This window comes from Nocardioides flavus (ex Wang et al. 2016) (assembly GCF_014653115.1).
Lineage (GTDB): Bacteria > Actinomycetota > Actinomycetes > Propionibacteriales > Nocardioidaceae > Nocardioides > Nocardioides flavus.
Genome location: NZ_BNAD01000003.1, coordinates 43,457 through 58,881, shown reverse-complemented (window position 1 = coordinate 58,881; position 15,425 = coordinate 43,457). Strand labels below are relative to the sequence as shown.

At 72.0% G+C, this 15,425-nt stretch carries 12 protein-coding genes; 11 read left to right on the top strand and 1 reads right to left on the bottom strand.

The genetic code is table 11. The features are described from left to right. Positions 1-128: 128 nt before the first annotated feature. On the bottom strand, positions 129-602 hold the full coding sequence (locus IE200_RS07215) for a GNAT family N-acetyltransferase (protein ID WP_191278727.1): 474 nt from the start codon (positions 600-602) through the stop codon (positions 129-131). Between the two features lie 177 nt (positions 603-779). Between IE200_RS07215 and IE200_RS07210 the strand changes: the two genes are divergently transcribed. The 11 genes from IE200_RS07210 to IE200_RS07160 all read left to right on the top strand — a co-directional run bounded on the left by IE200_RS07210 (position 780) and on the right by IE200_RS07160 (position 15,401). Further along, a complete protein-coding gene (locus tag IE200_RS07210) occupies positions 780-2,204 on the top strand; it encodes a uracil-xanthine permease family protein (protein ID WP_229856241.1) in 1,425 nt (474 codons plus the stop codon). Beyond that, the gene (locus tag IE200_RS07205) at positions 2,201-3,043 is read left to right on the top strand and encodes an FAD binding domain-containing protein (RefSeq protein ID WP_191278726.1); all 843 of its coding nucleotides are present in this window, start codon (positions 2,201-2,203) and stop codon (positions 3,041-3,043) included. The genes IE200_RS07210 and IE200_RS07205 overlap by 4 nt, the downstream gene beginning before the upstream one ends. Continuing rightward, positions 3,040-3,552 carry a (2Fe-2S)-binding protein gene (locus tag IE200_RS07200; RefSeq protein WP_191278725.1) on the top strand — a complete coding sequence of 171 codons (513 nt, stop codon included), beginning with the start codon at positions 3,040-3,042 and terminating at the stop codon, positions 3,550-3,552. The genes IE200_RS07205 and IE200_RS07200 overlap by 4 nt, the downstream gene beginning before the upstream one ends. Further along, positions 3,549-5,963: an aerobic carbon-monoxide dehydrogenase large subunit gene (gene cutA / locus IE200_RS07195; protein WP_191278724.1), complete on the top strand. Its 2,415-nt coding sequence runs from the start codon at positions 3,549-3,551 to the stop codon at positions 5,961-5,963. Before IE200_RS07200 ends, cutA begins: the two co-directional genes overlap by 4 nt. 75 nt (positions 5,964-6,038) lie before the next feature. Further along, positions 6,039-6,683 (top strand): SRPBCC family protein, encoded by a 645-nt coding sequence (locus IE200_RS07190; protein WP_191278723.1) that lies wholly within the window; start codon positions 6,039-6,041, stop codon positions 6,681-6,683. 4 nt (positions 6,684-6,687) lie between these two features. Next, positions 6,688-8,082: an amidase gene (locus IE200_RS07185; RefSeq protein ID WP_191278722.1), complete on the top strand. Its 1,395-nt coding sequence runs from the start codon at positions 6,688-6,690 to the stop codon at positions 8,080-8,082. Positions 8,083-8,548: 466 nt separating this feature from the next. Next, entirely contained in the window at positions 8,549-9,094 is a 546-nt protein-coding gene (locus IE200_RS07180) for a hypothetical protein (RefSeq protein ID WP_191278721.1), read from the top strand. 82 nt (positions 9,095-9,176) lie between these two features. Continuing rightward, a complete protein-coding gene (locus IE200_RS07175; protein WP_191278720.1) occupies positions 9,177-11,276 on the top strand; it encodes a hydantoinase/oxoprolinase family protein in 2,100 nt (699 codons plus the stop codon). Then, positions 11,273-13,273 (top strand): hydantoinase B/oxoprolinase family protein, encoded by a 2,001-nt coding sequence (locus IE200_RS07170; protein ID WP_191278719.1) that lies wholly within the window; start codon positions 11,273-11,275, stop codon positions 13,271-13,273. The genes IE200_RS07175 and IE200_RS07170 overlap by 4 nt, the downstream gene beginning before the upstream one ends. A gap of 2 nt (positions 13,274-13,275) precedes the next feature. Then, positions 13,276-13,956, top strand: a complete 681-nt coding sequence (locus IE200_RS07165) for an SDR family oxidoreductase (RefSeq protein WP_229856239.1) — start codon at positions 13,276-13,278, stop codon at positions 13,954-13,956. A gap of 119 nt (positions 13,957-14,075) precedes the next feature. Next, on the top strand, positions 14,076-15,401 hold the full coding sequence (locus IE200_RS07160) for a lanthionine synthetase LanC family protein (protein WP_191278718.1): 1,326 nt from the start codon (positions 14,076-14,078) through the stop codon (positions 15,399-15,401). Positions 15,402-15,425 lie beyond the last annotated feature (24 nt).

Sequence of the window (15,425 nt, the reverse complement as noted above, 5' to 3'; positions counted from 1 at the left end):
TCGGGTTCCTCCGGGGTGCGATGTGCCGCCACCTCCGGCGCCGTACGCGGGCCTGCCCATGATGGTGGCGGCGGATTGCGTGCAACGTCGGTCCGGACGTGCGATGTGCCGCCACCCCGACGGCCGCGTCAGAGCCGCTTCTCGTAGAACACCCGCACGAGCCCCGGCTCCCCGCCGCGTGCGGTCTCGACGTACCCGTTGCGCTGGTACAGCGCCTGGTTCTCGACCATCGTCTCGTGGGTGAACAGCCGGATCCGCGAGCAGTCGGTCGCGCGGGCGCGCTCCTCGGCGAGCAACAGCAGCACCCGGCCGACGCCGCGGCCCTGGCAGGAGGGGACGACCGCCACGTTGTCGAGCAGCATCGTGTCCGCCTCGTCGACGAGCACCACGTAGCCGACGACGTCGCCGTCCAGCTCGGCGACCCACGCCTCGTCCTCCAGCACCGCGGCGGCGTGGTCGGCGTCCATCGGCCCGGGGCGCAGACCGCCCATCCGGTCGAGGTAGGGGGCGTACGCCGCTTCGGCGATGTCTGCCATGTCCCGGGCATCGGCAGACGTCGCCCGTCGGACCTCGACGGCCGGTCCCGGTGCGGGTGGAGTCATGGCCGCGAGCGTAGGAACGTTCGGCGATGTCTGACAGGCGACCCGGGAACCCGCTGAAGAACTTGTCATCGCTCCCGGCGTTCCTTCGGCAGATCTCGCCAGTGAGGGTGTGTGATGTGGCGCACTAGTTTGTGGCTTCTCGGGTACACACCCCTTGCGAAATCTGGAGGCCTGCACATGTCGATGTTCAAGTGGGACGTGGTCGATCCCGCACCCGGTCAGGCGGTGCTGCCGATGCAGCGGCTGCCGTGGGGCAAGACGATCGGGCTCGGCGCCCAGCACGTGGTCGCCATGTTCGGCGCCACCTTCGTGTTCCCCCTGGTGATGGGGCTGGACGCCAACCTCGCCATCATGTTCTCGGGCTTCTGCACGATCCTGTTCCTGCTGATCGTCCAGAACCGCGTGCCGAGCTACCTCGGCACGAGCGCCTCGTTCGTGGCGTCCGTCGCGGCGATCCGCGCGCTCGACGAGGGCAACGACTCGTCGTACGTCACCGGCGCGATCCTCGTCGGCGGTCTCGTGCTCGCCGCGGTCGGCGTGCTCATCCACTTCGCCGGCGCCGAGCTGATCCACCGCATCCTGCCGCCGGCGGTGACGGGTGCGGTCGTCATGCTCATCGGCTTCAACCTCGCGCCGGTCGTGGCCGGCATCTACTGGCCCCAGGACCAGTGGGTCGCGCTGGCCACGGCGGCGTTCATGGTCTTCGCCGCCGTAGCGCTGCCCGGCTTCTGGTCGCGGATCGCGGTCTTCCTCGCGCTCGTCTTCGGCTACCTCCTGTCGTGGATCCTCGACGTCGTCTTCGGCCCCATCACCTCCGTCCTCGGCGGTGCCACGGAGGCCACCGAGCACGACCGCGTCTCGTGGGCCGGCGTCCAGGCGGCTGACTGGATCGGCCTGCCGAGCGGCACCCTCGCCGACGGCGTCTCCGTCGTGCACGGCCCGTCGTTCTCGCTGACCGCGATCCTGCTCGTCCTGCCCGGCGTCATCGCGCTCGTCGCGGAGAACACCGGCCACGTCAAGGCCGTCGCCGAGATGACCGGTGAGGACCTCGACCCCTACATGGGCCGTGCCATCGGTGCCGACGGCATCGCGACCGCCTTCGCCAGTGCGTTCGGCGGCTCGCCGACCACGACGTACGCCGAGAACATCGGCGTCATGGGCGCCACCCGTGTCTACTCCTCGGCCGCCTACTACGTCGCCGCGCTCGTGGCGATCCTGCTCGGCCTGTGCCCGAAGTTCGGTGCGGTCGTCAACGCCACCCCCGGCGGCGTCCTGGGCGGCATCACGGTTGTCCTCTACGGAATGATCGGACTGGTGGGCGCGAAGATCTGGGTCGAGAACAACATCGACTTCGGCAACCCCGTCAACATGGTCGGCCTCGCCGCCGGCATCATCGCCGGCATCGGCGGAGTGACCCTCACCTTCGGCGACGACTTCGAGCTCGGCGGCATCGCCCTCGGCACGATCCTGGTCATCGTCTTCTTCCACATGGTCAAGGGGCGTGGCGGCGACGGCGCCGGCACGGTCACCCGCAACCTCAGCCACCCCGACTACGACGGCGGCGTCGACGACGCAGCCTCCGGAGGCACGCACAACCGATGAAGCCCGCACCCTTCGCCTACCTGCGCCCGGCCACCCTCGAGGAAGCCCTCGCGGCGCTCGCGGGGCAGCAGGGGGCGAAGGTGCTGGCCGGCGGCCAGTCGCTCGTCCCGCTGCTGTCGATGCGACTGGCCGCTCCGTCGACGCTCGTCGACATCAACGCCCTGCCCGACCTCTCCCACGTGGCCGTCTCGGACGACGGCGTCCGGATCGGCGCCCTCGCCCGCCACGCCGAGGTGCTCGCCTCCCGCGAGGCCGCCGAGCGCCAGCCGCTCCTCGCGATGGCGTTGAGCCACGTCGCGCACGCCACGATCCGCAACCGCGGCACCACAGTCGGCTCGCTCGTCCACGCCGACGCCGCGGCCGAGATGCCGATGGTGCTGCGGCTGCTGGAGGGGTCGGTCGACGTCGCGTCGGTGCGCGGGCGCCGTACGATCCCCGCCGCCGAGCTGTTCGCTGGTCCGCTCGAGTCGACCCTGGCCCAGGACGAGATCGCGGTCGAGGCGTGCTTCCCGGCCCTCGCGCCCGGCGCGGGCGTGGCGTTCCAGGAGATCGCCCGCCGTCACGGCGACTACGCGCTGGTCGGGGTCGCCGCGCACGTCGAGACCGACGGGGGAGAGGTCACCCGTGCCCGCGTCGGCTTCGTGTCGGTGAGTGACGTGCCCGTCGTCGTCGACGTCACCGACTCCCTCGACGACCCCGCCTCCGCGGCGCTCGCCGAGCTCGAGCCCGCCGACGACATCCACGCCACCGCCGCCTACCGCGCCCACCTCGTGAAGGTGCTGACGCCGCGCGTCCTGGCGGACGCCGTCCACCACGCCCGCGACAGGAAGAAGTCATGAGCGCCCCCACCCCCGAGGAGCTCCACGACGTACGGCTCCACGTCAACGGGTCCGTCCACGAGGTGCACGTCCCGGCCCGTCGGCTGCTGTCCGACGCGCTGCGCCACGACTGCGGGCTCACCGGCACCCACGTCGGCTGCGAGCACGGCGTGTGCGGTGCGTGCACCGTGCTCGTCGACGGCAGGCCCGTGCGGTCGTGCCTGATGCTCGCGGTGTCGGCCGTCGACTCCGAGATCACCACCGTCGAGGGGCTGACCGAGGCCGACGGGTCGCTGAGCCCGGTCCAGCAGGCGTTCAGCGACTGCCACGGCCTGCAGTGCGGATTCTGCACGCCGGGCTTCCTCACCGCCATCACCGCCGGGCTCGAGGAGAACCCCGACCCCACCGAGGACGAGGCGCGCGAGATGGTGGCGGGCAACCTGTGCCGCTGCACCGGCTACCAGAACATCGTCAAGTCGGTGCTGCGGGCGGCAGAGATCCAGGCCGAGGCCGGGCAGGAGCGGTCATGACCACCAAGCTCTTCGGCGCCAAGGTCCCGCGCGTCGAGGACCAGCGCTTCCTGCGCGGGCAGGGCCGCTACGTCGACGACCTGCTCACCGACGACCCGCGGCTGCTCCACGCCGCGGTGCTGCGCTCGCCGCACGCCCACGCGCGCATCGTCGACATCGACGTCTCCGACGTGCTCGACCTCGACGGTGTCGTCGCGGTGTGGACCTGGGACGACCTCACCGGCCCGATGGCCGAGCCGCTCCCGCTCCTGATCCCGCACCCGACGCTCACGCACGGCCGCACCCAGTACGCCCTGGCCAGGGACGAGGTCAACTACGTCGGCGAGGCGATCGCCTTCGTCGTCGCCGTCGACCGCTACGTCGCCGAGGACGCCGTCGCCCGGATCCGCGTCGACTACGAGCACCTCGAGCCCGTCGTCGGCATCGACGCCGCGCGCGCGGCCAGGCGTACGGTCCACGACGACGTGCCCGACAACGTCGGCGCGCGCATGGAGCAGGAGAACGGCGACGCCCGCGCGGCCATCGCCGCCGCCCCGCACACGCTCACCCTCGACCTCGACATCGAGCGCTCGGCCTGCACGCCGATGGAGGGCCGCGGCACGGTCGCACGCTGGGACCCCGACACGTCGCGGCTGACGGTCTGGTCCTCGACGCAGACCTCCACCGGCGTCCGCGGGTGCGTGGCCGCCAAGCTCGAGCTCGACCTCGCCAAGGTCGACGTGATCACCCCCGACGTCGGGGGCGGCTTCGGCGTCAAGGTCGTGCACCCGTGGCCCGAGGAGCTGCTGGTGCCGCTGGCGGCCAAGACCCTCGGCCGGCCGGTGAAGTACACCGAGGACCGCCGCGAGCACTTCATCTCCTCGGCGCACGAGCGCGCCCAGCAGCACCACGTCGAGGTCGGCTTCGACGACGACGGCCGCGTGCTGGGGCTCGACGTCGAGTTCTGGCACGACCACGGCGCCTACACGCCCTACGGGCTGATCGTCCCGATCATCACCTCGACGCAGCTGCTCGGGCCCTACAAGCCGCAGAACTACCGCGTCGCCTTCGAGTCGCTCTACACCAACACCGTCATCGTCACGCCTTACCGCGGCGCCGGTCGTCCCCAGGGCTGCTTCGTGATGGAGCGGACGATGGACGCGATCGCGGCCTACCTCGGCAAGGACCGCACCGAGGTCCGCTCGACCAACTTCATCCAGCCCGACGAGTTCCCCTACGAGCACGGGCTGGTCTTCCAGGACGGTCGCGAGCTGACCTACGACTCGGGTGACTACCCGGCGTCACTGGCCAAGCTCAAGGAGCTGGTCGGCTGGGACGAGTTCGAGGAGTTCCGCGCCGAGATGGCCGCGCAGGGGCGCAAGGTCGGCATCGGCCTGGCCTGCTACGTCGAGGGCACGGGCGTCGGTCCCTACGAGGGGGCGCACGTCCACATCGAGACGTCCGGCAAGGTCAAGGTCGCCACCGGCCTCACCACGCAGGGCCAGGGCCACCAGACCGCGTTCGCGCAGATCGTCGCCGACACCCTCGGGGTCCGGTTCGAGGACGTCGAGATCACCACCGGCGACACCCGCAAGATGCCGTACGCCGTGGGCACCTTCGCCTCGCGTGCCGCCGTGATGAGCGGTTCGGCGATCCACCTCGCGGCGCTGCGCGCCAAGGAGAAGGCGCTGCGCATCGCCGCCGAGGCGCTGGAGGCCTCCGAGGACGACCTCGAGATCGCCGACGGCGTGGTGAGCGTCAAGGGCACCGACGCGAGCATCGACCTCGGCACCGTCGCGGTGCTGTCCAACCCCCTGCGCTACGCCTTCGACGAGGCGTCGAAGGCGGCCACGCAGTTCTCGGTCGGCGACCCCGGCAAGCCGCCGGTCGCGGAGGACGACGAGCCGGGGCTCGAGGGCAAGGACTTCTACTCCCCGCCGCGCTCGACCTTCGCCAACGGCATGCACGCCGTGATCGTCGAGACCGACCCCGACACCGCGGAGATCACGATCCTCAAGTACGCCGTGGTCCACGACTGCGGCCACCTGATCAACCCGATGATCGTCGAGGGCCAGATCCACGGCGGCGTCGCGCAGGGCGTCGGCGGCGCGCTCTACGAGCGGATGGCCTACGACGAGTCGGGGCAGCTGCTCAACGCCTCGTTCATGGACTTCCTCATGCCCTACGTCACCGAGGTGCCGACGTCGATCGACATCGACCACCTCGAGACCCCGTCGCCGCTGAACCCGCTCGGCATCAAGGGCGCGGGCGAGGCCGGCGTCATCCCGTCCGCTGCGGTGTTCGCGGCGGCGATCGAGGACGCCGAGGGCTTCCCGATCACCGCGATGCCCATCTCGCCGTCCGAGCTCTTCGAGCTGCGCCTCGCGCACGCCGACGAGCCCCACCCCACCAGCCCATCCCTCGGTAGTTAGGGACGAAGTGGTAGGCCGAGAGCCCCTCCGGCCTACCAGAACGTCCCGAACTACCCCTCCCACCAGGAGCACCCCATGAAGTTCACCGGAGAGAACACGCTGGCCGCGCCCGTCGAGCAGGCGTGGGACGCGCTGCTCGACCCGGCCGTGCTGGTCCGCACCATCCCGGGCTGCGAGCGCCTCGAGGCCACCGGCGAGAACGCCTACGCCATGACGGTGACCGCGGGCGTCGCCTCGATCAAGGGGACGTACGCCGGCTCCTGCGTGCTCACCGACCTCGTGGAGCACGAGTCGCTCGTGATGAAGCTCGACGGCGCCGGGGCGCCCGGCACCATCGGCGCCACGGTCAACGTGCGGTTCGTGCCCGAGGGCTCGACGACCAGGGTGGCGTACGACGCGGACGCCGTCGTCGGCGGCATGATCGGCGGCGTCGGCCAGCGGATGCTGACGAGCGTCTCGCGCCGGATGGCAGGGGAGTTCTTCGGCAACGTCGACGCGGCCATCGCCGGCGGACCGGCCCCGGTCGAGGCTGCGCCCGCCGCGGGAGCACCTGCCGCGGCGCCCGTCGGTGGCCCGGTGAGCGCCGGACAGGTCTTCACCGCCCCGGCGCCCACGCCGGCCGCGGCCTCGAGGCAGGACTTCCTCACCGGTGTCGCCGTCGGTGCCGGGCTCGTCGTCCTCGGTGTCGTGGTGGGCGGCATCTTCGGCCGGCGGCGCTGACCCGATGACCGACGTCACCGTCGACTCCACCGCCCGCGACCAGGCCGCAGCCCTCCGCTCCGGCGCGATCTCGGCCACCGAGCTGCTCGAGCTGCACCTCGACCGGATCGAGGAGCGCAACCCCGAGCTCAACGCGATCGTCTCCCTCGACGCCGAACGGGCCCGCGCGTGGGCGGCCGTCGCCGACCAGGCGTACGCCTCGGGCGAGGAGGTGGGCGTGCTGCACGGCCTGCCGTTCGCGGTGAAGGACACCCACGCCCTCAAGGGGTGGCGCACGACGTACGGCTCGCCGATCTTCGCCGACTCCGTGGCCGACCACGACGACCTGCTCGTCGAACGGGTCCGCGACGCCGGCGCGGTCTTCGTCGGCAAGACCAACGTGCCGGAGTTCGCGGCCGGCTCGCACACCTTCAACACGGTCTTCGGCGTCACCCGCAACCCGGTCGACCCGACGCGCTCGGCCGGCGGGTCGAGCGGGGGAGCGGCGTGTGCCCTCGCCTCGGGCATGGTGCCGCTGGCAGACGGCTCCGACATGGGCGGCTCGCTGCGCAACCCCGCGTCGTTCTGCGGGGTGGTCGGGATGCGCCCCTCGCTCGGCCGGGTGCCGGAGTGGCCGCTCTACAACCAGTGGGAGACCACGTCGGTCGGCGGCCCGATGGCTCGCAACGTCGGTGACCTCGCGCTGCTGCTGTCGGTCCTCGCCGGCCCCGACCCCCGCGCGCCCCACGCCCTCGGCGACCCGGGGTCGTCCTTCGCCCCGCCGCTGGCGCCCGCACCCCTGGCCGGCCTGCGCGTCGCCGCGTCGGTGGACCTCGGCGGCGACCTGGTCGTGGACCACGAGGTCGCGGACGTCGTACGCGCCACCGCCGCGCGCCTGTCCGACGCCGGGGCAGCGGTGGCCGACGCCCACCCGGACCTGTCGCTGGCCGACGACACCTTCCGCACGTTGCGGGCATGGCACTTCCAGGCCAAGTTCGGCGCGCTGCTCGCCGAGCACCCGACGTCGTTCAAGCCGTCCCTGGAGGCCAACATCCGCGCCGGCGAGACGCTGACCGGTGCCGACGTCGCGCGGGCGTACACCCAGCGCACGTCGCTGTCGGAGACGATGCGGCTCTTCTTCGGCGACCACGACGTGCTGCTGCTGCCGACGTCGCAGGTGCCGCCGTTCCCGGTGGAGCAGGAGTTCCCCGAGACGATCAACGGCCAGGAGATGCCCGACTACCTCGCGTGGATGCGCTCGGCATGGTTCATCACGGTGACCGGCTGCCCGGCCATCTCGGTCCCGGCCGGTCGCACGGCCGACGGCCTGCCGGTCGGCGTCCAGCTCGTCGCCCGCCACGGTGCCGATCGCCGGCTGCTCGAGGTGGCCGCGGCCCTGGAGGAGCTCCTCGCCGGCTGACGCCTGTGCACACACCTGTGGACAGACCTGTGCAGAAAGCCCGTCGGCTGGGGACGGACAGGGCCTTCCTGTGCACGACACGCCGAGGCCGCAGGACCCGTCGAAACAAGTGCCGAAGGTCCCTTGCGGACGGTGTGGTCCGGGGCATAGAACTGGAGCCACGCAGCCCCGCAAGGGGAGGCGGGATGGCTCCGACGATGGAGGGTCCGCACGACGCCAACCGGTACGCCGGGGACCGTCGCAGACACCGGGTGATGAGGTGGCTGGGACTCCGAAGGAACGGAGCGATCGACCGGGAGCATCACCGCGAACGGTCAACCCGAGGATTGGACGCTCCGGCGACCTACCTCAACCAGAAGGGCCCTTGGCGCTCATACCGCCGAGGGCCCTTCGCCCGTGTCCGGGGCGTACGGACGCCCGCGCGTGTCCACGGGCCCATGCGGTGCGAGGGTGCCAGCATGCTCGCATGACCGATGTCTCGGACTCCGCAGTTGACCGTTCGTCGAGCGTCGAGGTCCCCGTCAGTGCGTGGGCGCTGGCCTGGTCGTTCGTCGTCGGGCAGGTCCTGGAGCTCGCGCAGCGAGGTCCGCAGTCCGCGGATGCCTGGCCACTGTCGATCCTCCTCGGCGTCGCGTTGGTCACCTATGTCTCGCACGGCGTCCTGCGCGCCCGCCCGGTGCGGTTCTGGCTGGTCGCCCTGCTGCTGGCCCTCGCGCTCGTGACGGAGGTGATCGCGGTCGTCGACACCCCGACCGGGTGGACGGTCACCGCACTCGCCCTCACGGTGCTCCAGGTCGCCCTTCTGCACCGGTTCGCCGGCAGCCCGTGGTTCGAGCTGCAGCGCCGGCGGGCGTCGGGCGGGCCGACCCTCGCCCCGATCCTCCTCGTGGCTGCGTTGACCGGCGCCCTGGGCGGCGTCCTGGGCGCGGAGGACGACATGGTGCCGACCCAGGAGAGGTACGGGCACTCGACCACCGAGCTGCCCCGGAACCCCGTCGACGGATTCGCATGAGGCGTGATCTGCCGATGGATCGTTGATTCGTCGGCAGGAATTGCCGTGGCCGCCGCCACGTACCCTCGGTTGAATCCTCCTCATGAGCAATCGGCGGATCAGGATCGGGATCGACACCGGCGGCACCTTCACCGACGTGGTGGCCTTCGACGAGGACTCGGGCGAGCTGGTCACCACCAAGACCCCCAGCACGCCCGGCAACCCCGCGGACGGCTTCATCGCCGGCATCGACAAGATCCTCGGCATCGTCGGGGCCGAGGGCAGCGACATCACCGCGGTCTCCCACGGCACCACCGTCGCGACCAACAAGCTCCTCGAGGGCAAGGTCGAGGCGCTCGGCTTCATCACCACCGAGGGCTACGAGTTCATGCTCGAGATCGCCCGCCAGTCGGTGCCCGACGGCTACGGCAACTCCTACTTCTGGGTCAAGCCCGACCGCATCGTCCCGGCCGACCGCGTCCGTACGGTCGGGGGCCGCCTGGACTTCACCGGCGCCGAGATCCGTCCCTTCGACGAGGAACAGGCCGTCGCCGCGGCCCGCTGGTTCAGGGACCGGGGCATCACGACGATCGGCGTGTGCCTGCTGCACGCCTACGCCAACGACGCACACGAGCAGCGTCTGCGCGAGATCCTGCGCCGCGAGCACCCCGAGGCCGTGGTGTCGATCTCGAGCGAGGTGCTGCGCGAGTACCGTGAGTACGAGCGCTCGATGACGACGCTGGTGGACGCGGCGGTGAAGCCCAACGTCTCGCGCTACGTCACCAACATCTCCGAGCGGCTGCTGAACTTCACGGGCAACGCCATCCCGTTCTACGTCATGAAGTCCAACGGCGGCGTGCTGTCGGCCGACGAGGTGGTGCACCAGCCCATCACCACCGTGCTCTCCGGCCCGGCCGCCGGTGCGCTCGGTGCGGCCCTGATCGCCAAGGTCGCCGGCTTCCCCAAGATCCTCACCTGCGACGGCGGCGGCACGTCCACCGACGTCTCGGTCGTCCTCGACGGCGAGCCGACCCTCACCACCGAGGGCACCGTCGGCGCCTACCCGAGCAAGATCCCGATGATCGACGTGGTCACCGTCGGCGCGGGCGGCGGCTCGATCGCCTGGCTCTCGCCCGAGGGCACCCTCAAGGTCGGCCCGCACTCGGCCGGCGCCGACCCCGGCCCGCTCTGCTACGCCAAGGGCGGCACGCAGCCGACGATCACCGATGCGCACGTCACCCTCGGCCGGATCCCTCCCCACCTGCTGGGCGGCGAGATCCCGCTCGACGTCGACGCGGCCCGCGCGGGCATCGCCGACCTCGCCGACCAGCTCGGCGTGGACTTCGAGCGGTGCGCCACCGGCATCCTCGAGATCTCCGCGTGGAACCAGGCCAACGCGCTGCGCCAGGTCAGCGTCAAGCGTGGCCTCGACGTGCGCGACTTCATGCTCACGACCTTCGGCGGCTCCGGCTCGCTGCTCGCCTGCCGCCTCGTCGACATCCTCGACCTCGCCGGCGTGGTCGTACCGCCCAACCCGGGCAACGTCAGCGCCTTCGGCCTGTTGACCGTCGACGTCAAGAACGACTACGTCCAGACCCACGTCGCCAAGGAGTCCGCGCTCGACCACGCGGCGGTGCAGCACATCCTCGACGACCTCACCGACAAGGCCCGCGAGGCACTCGCCAAGGAGGGCTTCGCCCCCGAGCAGCACCGCTTCCAGCGCACCATCGACGTGCGCTACGTCGGCCAGGCCTTCGAGGTCCGCGTCTCGGCGCCGGAGGGCGTCGTCGACGACGCGTACGTCGCGCAGGTCGCCGACGCCTTCCACGCCGAGCACCGCCAGCTCTACGGCTACGACTTCCGAGGCGACCGCGACCAGCAGGTCGAGTGGGTCAACCTCCGCGTCACCGGCATCGGTCCCATCACCCGCCCGGAGATCCCCAAGCTCGGCGCCTCGCTGGCCGAGGAAGGACGGAGTCCTGTCACGAGACCCGTCTGCTTCGACCCCGACCACGGCTACGTCGACACCCCGGTGATCTGGCGCGGCGACCTCGGCGCGGGCGACTCGTTCAGCGGCCCCGCCATCGTCGAGGAGTTCGGCTCGACCATCCCCGTCCACCCCGGCTTCGAGGTCGTGGTCGACGACTGGGCCAACCTCGTCATCCGCAAGACCGGCACCGACACCCAGGAGGGCGCTCGATGAGCACCGACGTCAGCACCCGTCCCGTCGACCCTGCGTACGTCACGGCGAAGCCGGTCAACCCCGCCGGCCTGCCCACGGCGTACGAGCACGGCAACCGCCTCACGCCCGAGGGCTCGACCGTCGACCCGATCCTCGTCGAGATCGTCCAGGGCACCCTGGCGAGCGTCGAGATGGAGGTCGAGACCGCCATCGGCCGTACCTCCCGCTCGCCGATGATCCGCGACGCCCACGACTTCCGCGCCGGCATCCACGACCGCCAGCTTCGCAAGCTCACCGGCCGCTCCTACAGCGCGCTCGTGCACCCGATCGTGCGGGACTTCCCGCTCGAGGAGATGCGCGAGGGCGACGTCTTCTTCCACAACGACGTCTACGAGTCCGAGGGCGGCATCGGCCACCTCCCGGACCTGTGCGTCACCGTGCCGGTGTTCCACGACGGCGAGGTCGTCGCCTTCGTGCAGGCCTTCGGCCACCACGACGACATCGGCGGCGCCTGCCCCGGCTCGATGCCGAGCGGCGCGACCAGCGTCTACGAGGAGGGCCTCGCGGTCCCGCCGATCAAGCTGTGGGACGCGGGCGTTCCCAACAAGGCGGCGTTGCGGATCATGACCCGCAACTCGCGGATGCCCGACAGCCTCGCCGCCGACCTCGACGCCGAGTGCTCGGCGTGCCTGATGGGTGCGCGCCGGCTCAGCGAGCTGTTCGAGCGCTACGGCCGCGAAGCCATCGAGACGTCGTTCGACGCGATCCTCGACGCGACCACCGAGACCTACCGCCGCGAGATCCTGTCCAAGATCCCCGACGGCACCTACGTCTGGGAGGACTACGCCGAGCACGACGGCGTCGACGAGCCGCAGCTGCACACCCAGCGGATCACCCTGACCAAGGTCAGCGACGCCCCGGCCGACCCCGAGAACGGTCGCCCCGCCGGGCCGCGGCTGATCATCGACTTCACCGGCACCAGCGCGCAGGCCAAGGGCCCGATCAACCACTGCGGCGACTACGTCGGCGGCAACTTCCTCAAGAAGTGGCTCGCCCCGATCCTGCGCAACCTCGCCGACACCCCCGAGCGGATGGCCGAGCTCGACGTCAACGAGGGCATCGTGCCGCTGATCGAGATGCGCTTCCCCGAGAAGGGCACGCTCCTCACGCCGATCCACCCGGGCCCGACCAACGCCCGTACGTTCGTGATCCTGCGGCTCCTCGGCGTGCTCGCCGGCGTGGTGGCCAAGGCGGTCGACGGCAAGATGCCGGCCGACCAGGAGACCATCCGCTACACCGGCGTCTACGGCAAGGACCTCGAGGGCAACGACTACCTCATGCGCGAGGTGCTCGGCGGCGGCTCCGGCGGGCGCTACTACGCCGACGGCGAGGACACCATCCACGTCGTGCCCGACTCGCGGAACCTGCCGACCGAGTTCACCGAGTCGCGCTTCCCGTTCATCGTCGAGCGTCTCGGCCTCGCCGTCGACTCCGGCGGCGCGGGCCAGTTCCGCGGCGGGCTGGGCTACGAGAAGCAGATCCGGATGCTCAAGGACGCGCACTTCATGTCCATCGCCGACCGCTCGATCCTGGCCTGCTGGGGAGTTCGCGGCGGCAAGGCGGGCGCGCCGTTCCAGGTCGTCATCGACCCGGGCGGGCCCGACGAGCGCGAGGTCGACGCCCTCGCCGACGCCGAGGTGATCAGGGCGGGCCAGGTCGTCCGGATCCGTACCACCGGTGGAGGTGGCTGGGGCGACCCGCTCGCCCGCGACCCCGAGCTCGTCGTGCGCGACGTGGTCTGGGGCAAGGTGTCGGCCGAGGCCGCGCTGCGCGACTACGGCGTGGTGCTCACCGGTTCGCGTGACGGAGGCGACCTCGGCTTCGACGCCGCGGCCACCGGGGCCGAGCGTGCCGGCCGGGCGGCGTGGAGCCGCGAGGACGACGCGTTCTTCGACCGCGGTCCGGGCTACGCCTCGCTCGCCGACGGTGCCGCGTTCGCCGAGGTCGACCGGGTCTGAGCGTGACGGTGCGGCGCGTCGCAGTCATCGGTGGCCACGGCAAGACCGGCCGGGCCGTCTGCGGCGCGCTCGCCGACCGCGGTGTCGACCCACGTCCGCTGGGCCGGGCCGACTGGCCCGACCTCGCGCGCGCGGTCGCGGGCTGCGACGCGGCGTACGTCATCGCGCCCAACCTGCGCCCCGACGAGCCGGCGTACGTCGCCTCGGCGCTGGACGTGCTGGCGGAGGCCGGCGTCGGGCGGGTGGTCTACCACTCCGTCGCCTCGCCGTACGTCCCCGCGATGCCGCACCACGTCGGCAAGGCCGTGAGCGAGGACCTGGTGCGACGCAGCGGGCTGGGGTGGACGATCCTCCAGCCGGGGGCGTACCTCCAGAACCTCGACCTGTGCGGTCCGCTCGAGCTGCCCTACTCGCCCGACGTGCCGTTCGGCTTCCTCGACCTCGCCGACCTCGGCCGCGCCGCGGCGGTTGTCCTGACCGAGGACGGGCACGCGGGAGCGACGTACGAGCTCGCGACCCGCGTCGCGACCGTACGCGAGCTCGCCGACGAGGCCGGGGCGGACGTGCGGCAGGTGCCCGACCCCGAGCAGCACCCCTGGCTGAGCGCGATGTTCGTCTACTACGACCTCCACGGGCTGCCGGTGGGCACCCGCGTGCTCGCAGCGCTGCTCGGGCGGGGCTGACCTCGCCGTCGCGACCACCGGTGAACCGGTGATCGCTCGGGTTCCAGCCCGTTGCAACGGGCTGGAACCCGATGAAAAGGACAGGAACCTCCGCTCCCGGCCCTGCCATGATCGCCCCCATGACGACTCCCGGGACGTACGCCGACCTCGGCGAGGCTGGCTGGCGCTGGGTCCTCGACCAGGTCCGGTGGGACGACGGTGGCCCCTGGATTCCGGTGTCGACGCCCCACGAGGGCGGGGCGCCCGAGGAGCGCGACGGGATGCACAGCGGCATCGGTGGGTTGGCGCACGTGCTCGCCGAGGTCCGCGAGACGCGCGAGTGGACCGTGGAGGAGCGCCGGCTGGCCGACGGGATCGCGACGCGGATCCGGGCCCGGCTGGCCACGACGACGGAGTACTCCTACTTCGACGGCCTGGTGAGCGACCTGGGCGTGCTGGGCGCGCTCGGCGTCGACGGCGCCGCCGAGGCGATCGCCCGGCTCGCGGAGCTCGCGACCGACGACGGCTGGGAGCAGCCGTGGATGCCGCACCCGCCCTTCGCCCCGCACGCCCGGGTCAACGACGCCACGCTCGGCACGGCCGGCAACCTCCTCGGGGCCGTCTGGGCCGGGCGCCACGGCACGCCGGGGGCCGAGGAGCTGGCCCACCGCGCCGCCGACATCCTGCTGGCCGAGGGAGAGCCGACCGCGGCCGGCACCAACTGGTCCTTCCTGCCGCCGCGCTTCACCGAGGAGCTACGCGCCGAGCGCGGCGAGATGCAGATGCCCAACTGGTCGCACGGGGTGGCAGGCGTCGCCGCCGCGCTGGCGGTCGCGGGCAGCGAGCTGGGTCGCCCCGACCTGGTGGGGGCCGCACGCAGCGGTGCGGAGCACCTGGTCACGCTCGGCGACACCTCGGGCGGCGGGTTCGTCGTGCCGCGCACGATCCCGGCGGAGCCGGACGAGGACCCGGTCACCTTCACCTGGTGCCACGGGCCGGCCGGCACCTCCCTGCTCTTCACCGCCCTCGAGCACGCGGGGGTCCAGGCGATCGCGGGGGAGACCCCGGCGCAGTGGCACCGCCGCTGCCTGCGCAGCATCCGCACCTCGGGCATCCCCGAGCGCCGTCACCCGGGGTTCTGGGACAACGACGGTCGCTGCTGCGGCACCGCCGGCGTGGGGGAGGTGTTCCTCGACGCCTGGCAGCGCGTGGGGGTCGACGACGACCTCGCCTTCGCGCAGGTCCTCGGCGACGCCCTCGTCGAGCGTGCCCTCGTCGACGGCGACCGTGCCTGCTGGCGCTTCACCGAGCACCGCGACGCCGAGCCGCTGCTGCCGCCCGGCGTCGGCTGGATGCAGGGCGCGGCCGGCATCGCGGCGCACCTGATGCGGCTCGCGCGCGTCCTCCGGGAGGGGCGTACGGCCCCGGTCGTCGCACGGCTCGACACCTGGTGGAACCTGCCCTGACGCACCGATGGCCCAGCCCGCCCG

Bases quoted from the DNA above. Each gene is read 5' to 3' on its own strand.
- IE200_RS07205 (WP_191278726.1), top strand. From the start codon at position 2,201: ATGAAGCCCGCACCCTTCGCCTACCTGCGCCCGGCCACCCTCGAGGAA.
- IE200_RS07170 (WP_191278719.1), top strand. From the start codon at position 11,273: ATGAGCACCGACGTCAGCACCCGTCCCGTCGACCCTGCGTACGTCACG.
- IE200_RS07175 (WP_191278720.1), top strand. From the start codon at position 9,177: ATGAGCAATCGGCGGATCAGGATCGGGATCGACACCGGCGGCACCTTC.
- IE200_RS07210 (WP_229856241.1), top strand. From the start codon at position 780: ATGTCGATGTTCAAGTGGGACGTGGTCGATCCCGCACCCGGTCAGGCG.
- IE200_RS07185 (WP_191278722.1), top strand. From the start codon at position 6,688: ATGACCGACGTCACCGTCGACTCCACCGCCCGCGACCAGGCCGCAGCC.
- IE200_RS07215 (WP_191278727.1), bottom strand. From the start codon at position 602: ATGACTCCACCCGCACCGGGACCGGCCGTCGAGGTCCGACGGGCGACG.
- IE200_RS07180 (WP_191278721.1), top strand. From the start codon at position 8,549: ATGACCGATGTCTCGGACTCCGCAGTTGACCGTTCGTCGAGCGTCGAG.
- IE200_RS07190 (WP_191278723.1), top strand. From the start codon at position 6,039: ATGAAGTTCACCGGAGAGAACACGCTGGCCGCGCCCGTCGAGCAGGCG.
- cutA (WP_191278724.1), top strand. From the start codon at position 3,549: ATGACCACCAAGCTCTTCGGCGCCAAGGTCCCGCGCGTCGAGGACCAG.
- IE200_RS07160 (WP_191278718.1), top strand. From the start codon at position 14,076: ATGACGACTCCCGGGACGTACGCCGACCTCGGCGAGGCTGGCTGGCGC.
- IE200_RS07200 (WP_191278725.1), top strand. From the start codon at position 3,040: ATGAGCGCCCCCACCCCCGAGGAGCTCCACGACGTACGGCTCCACGTC.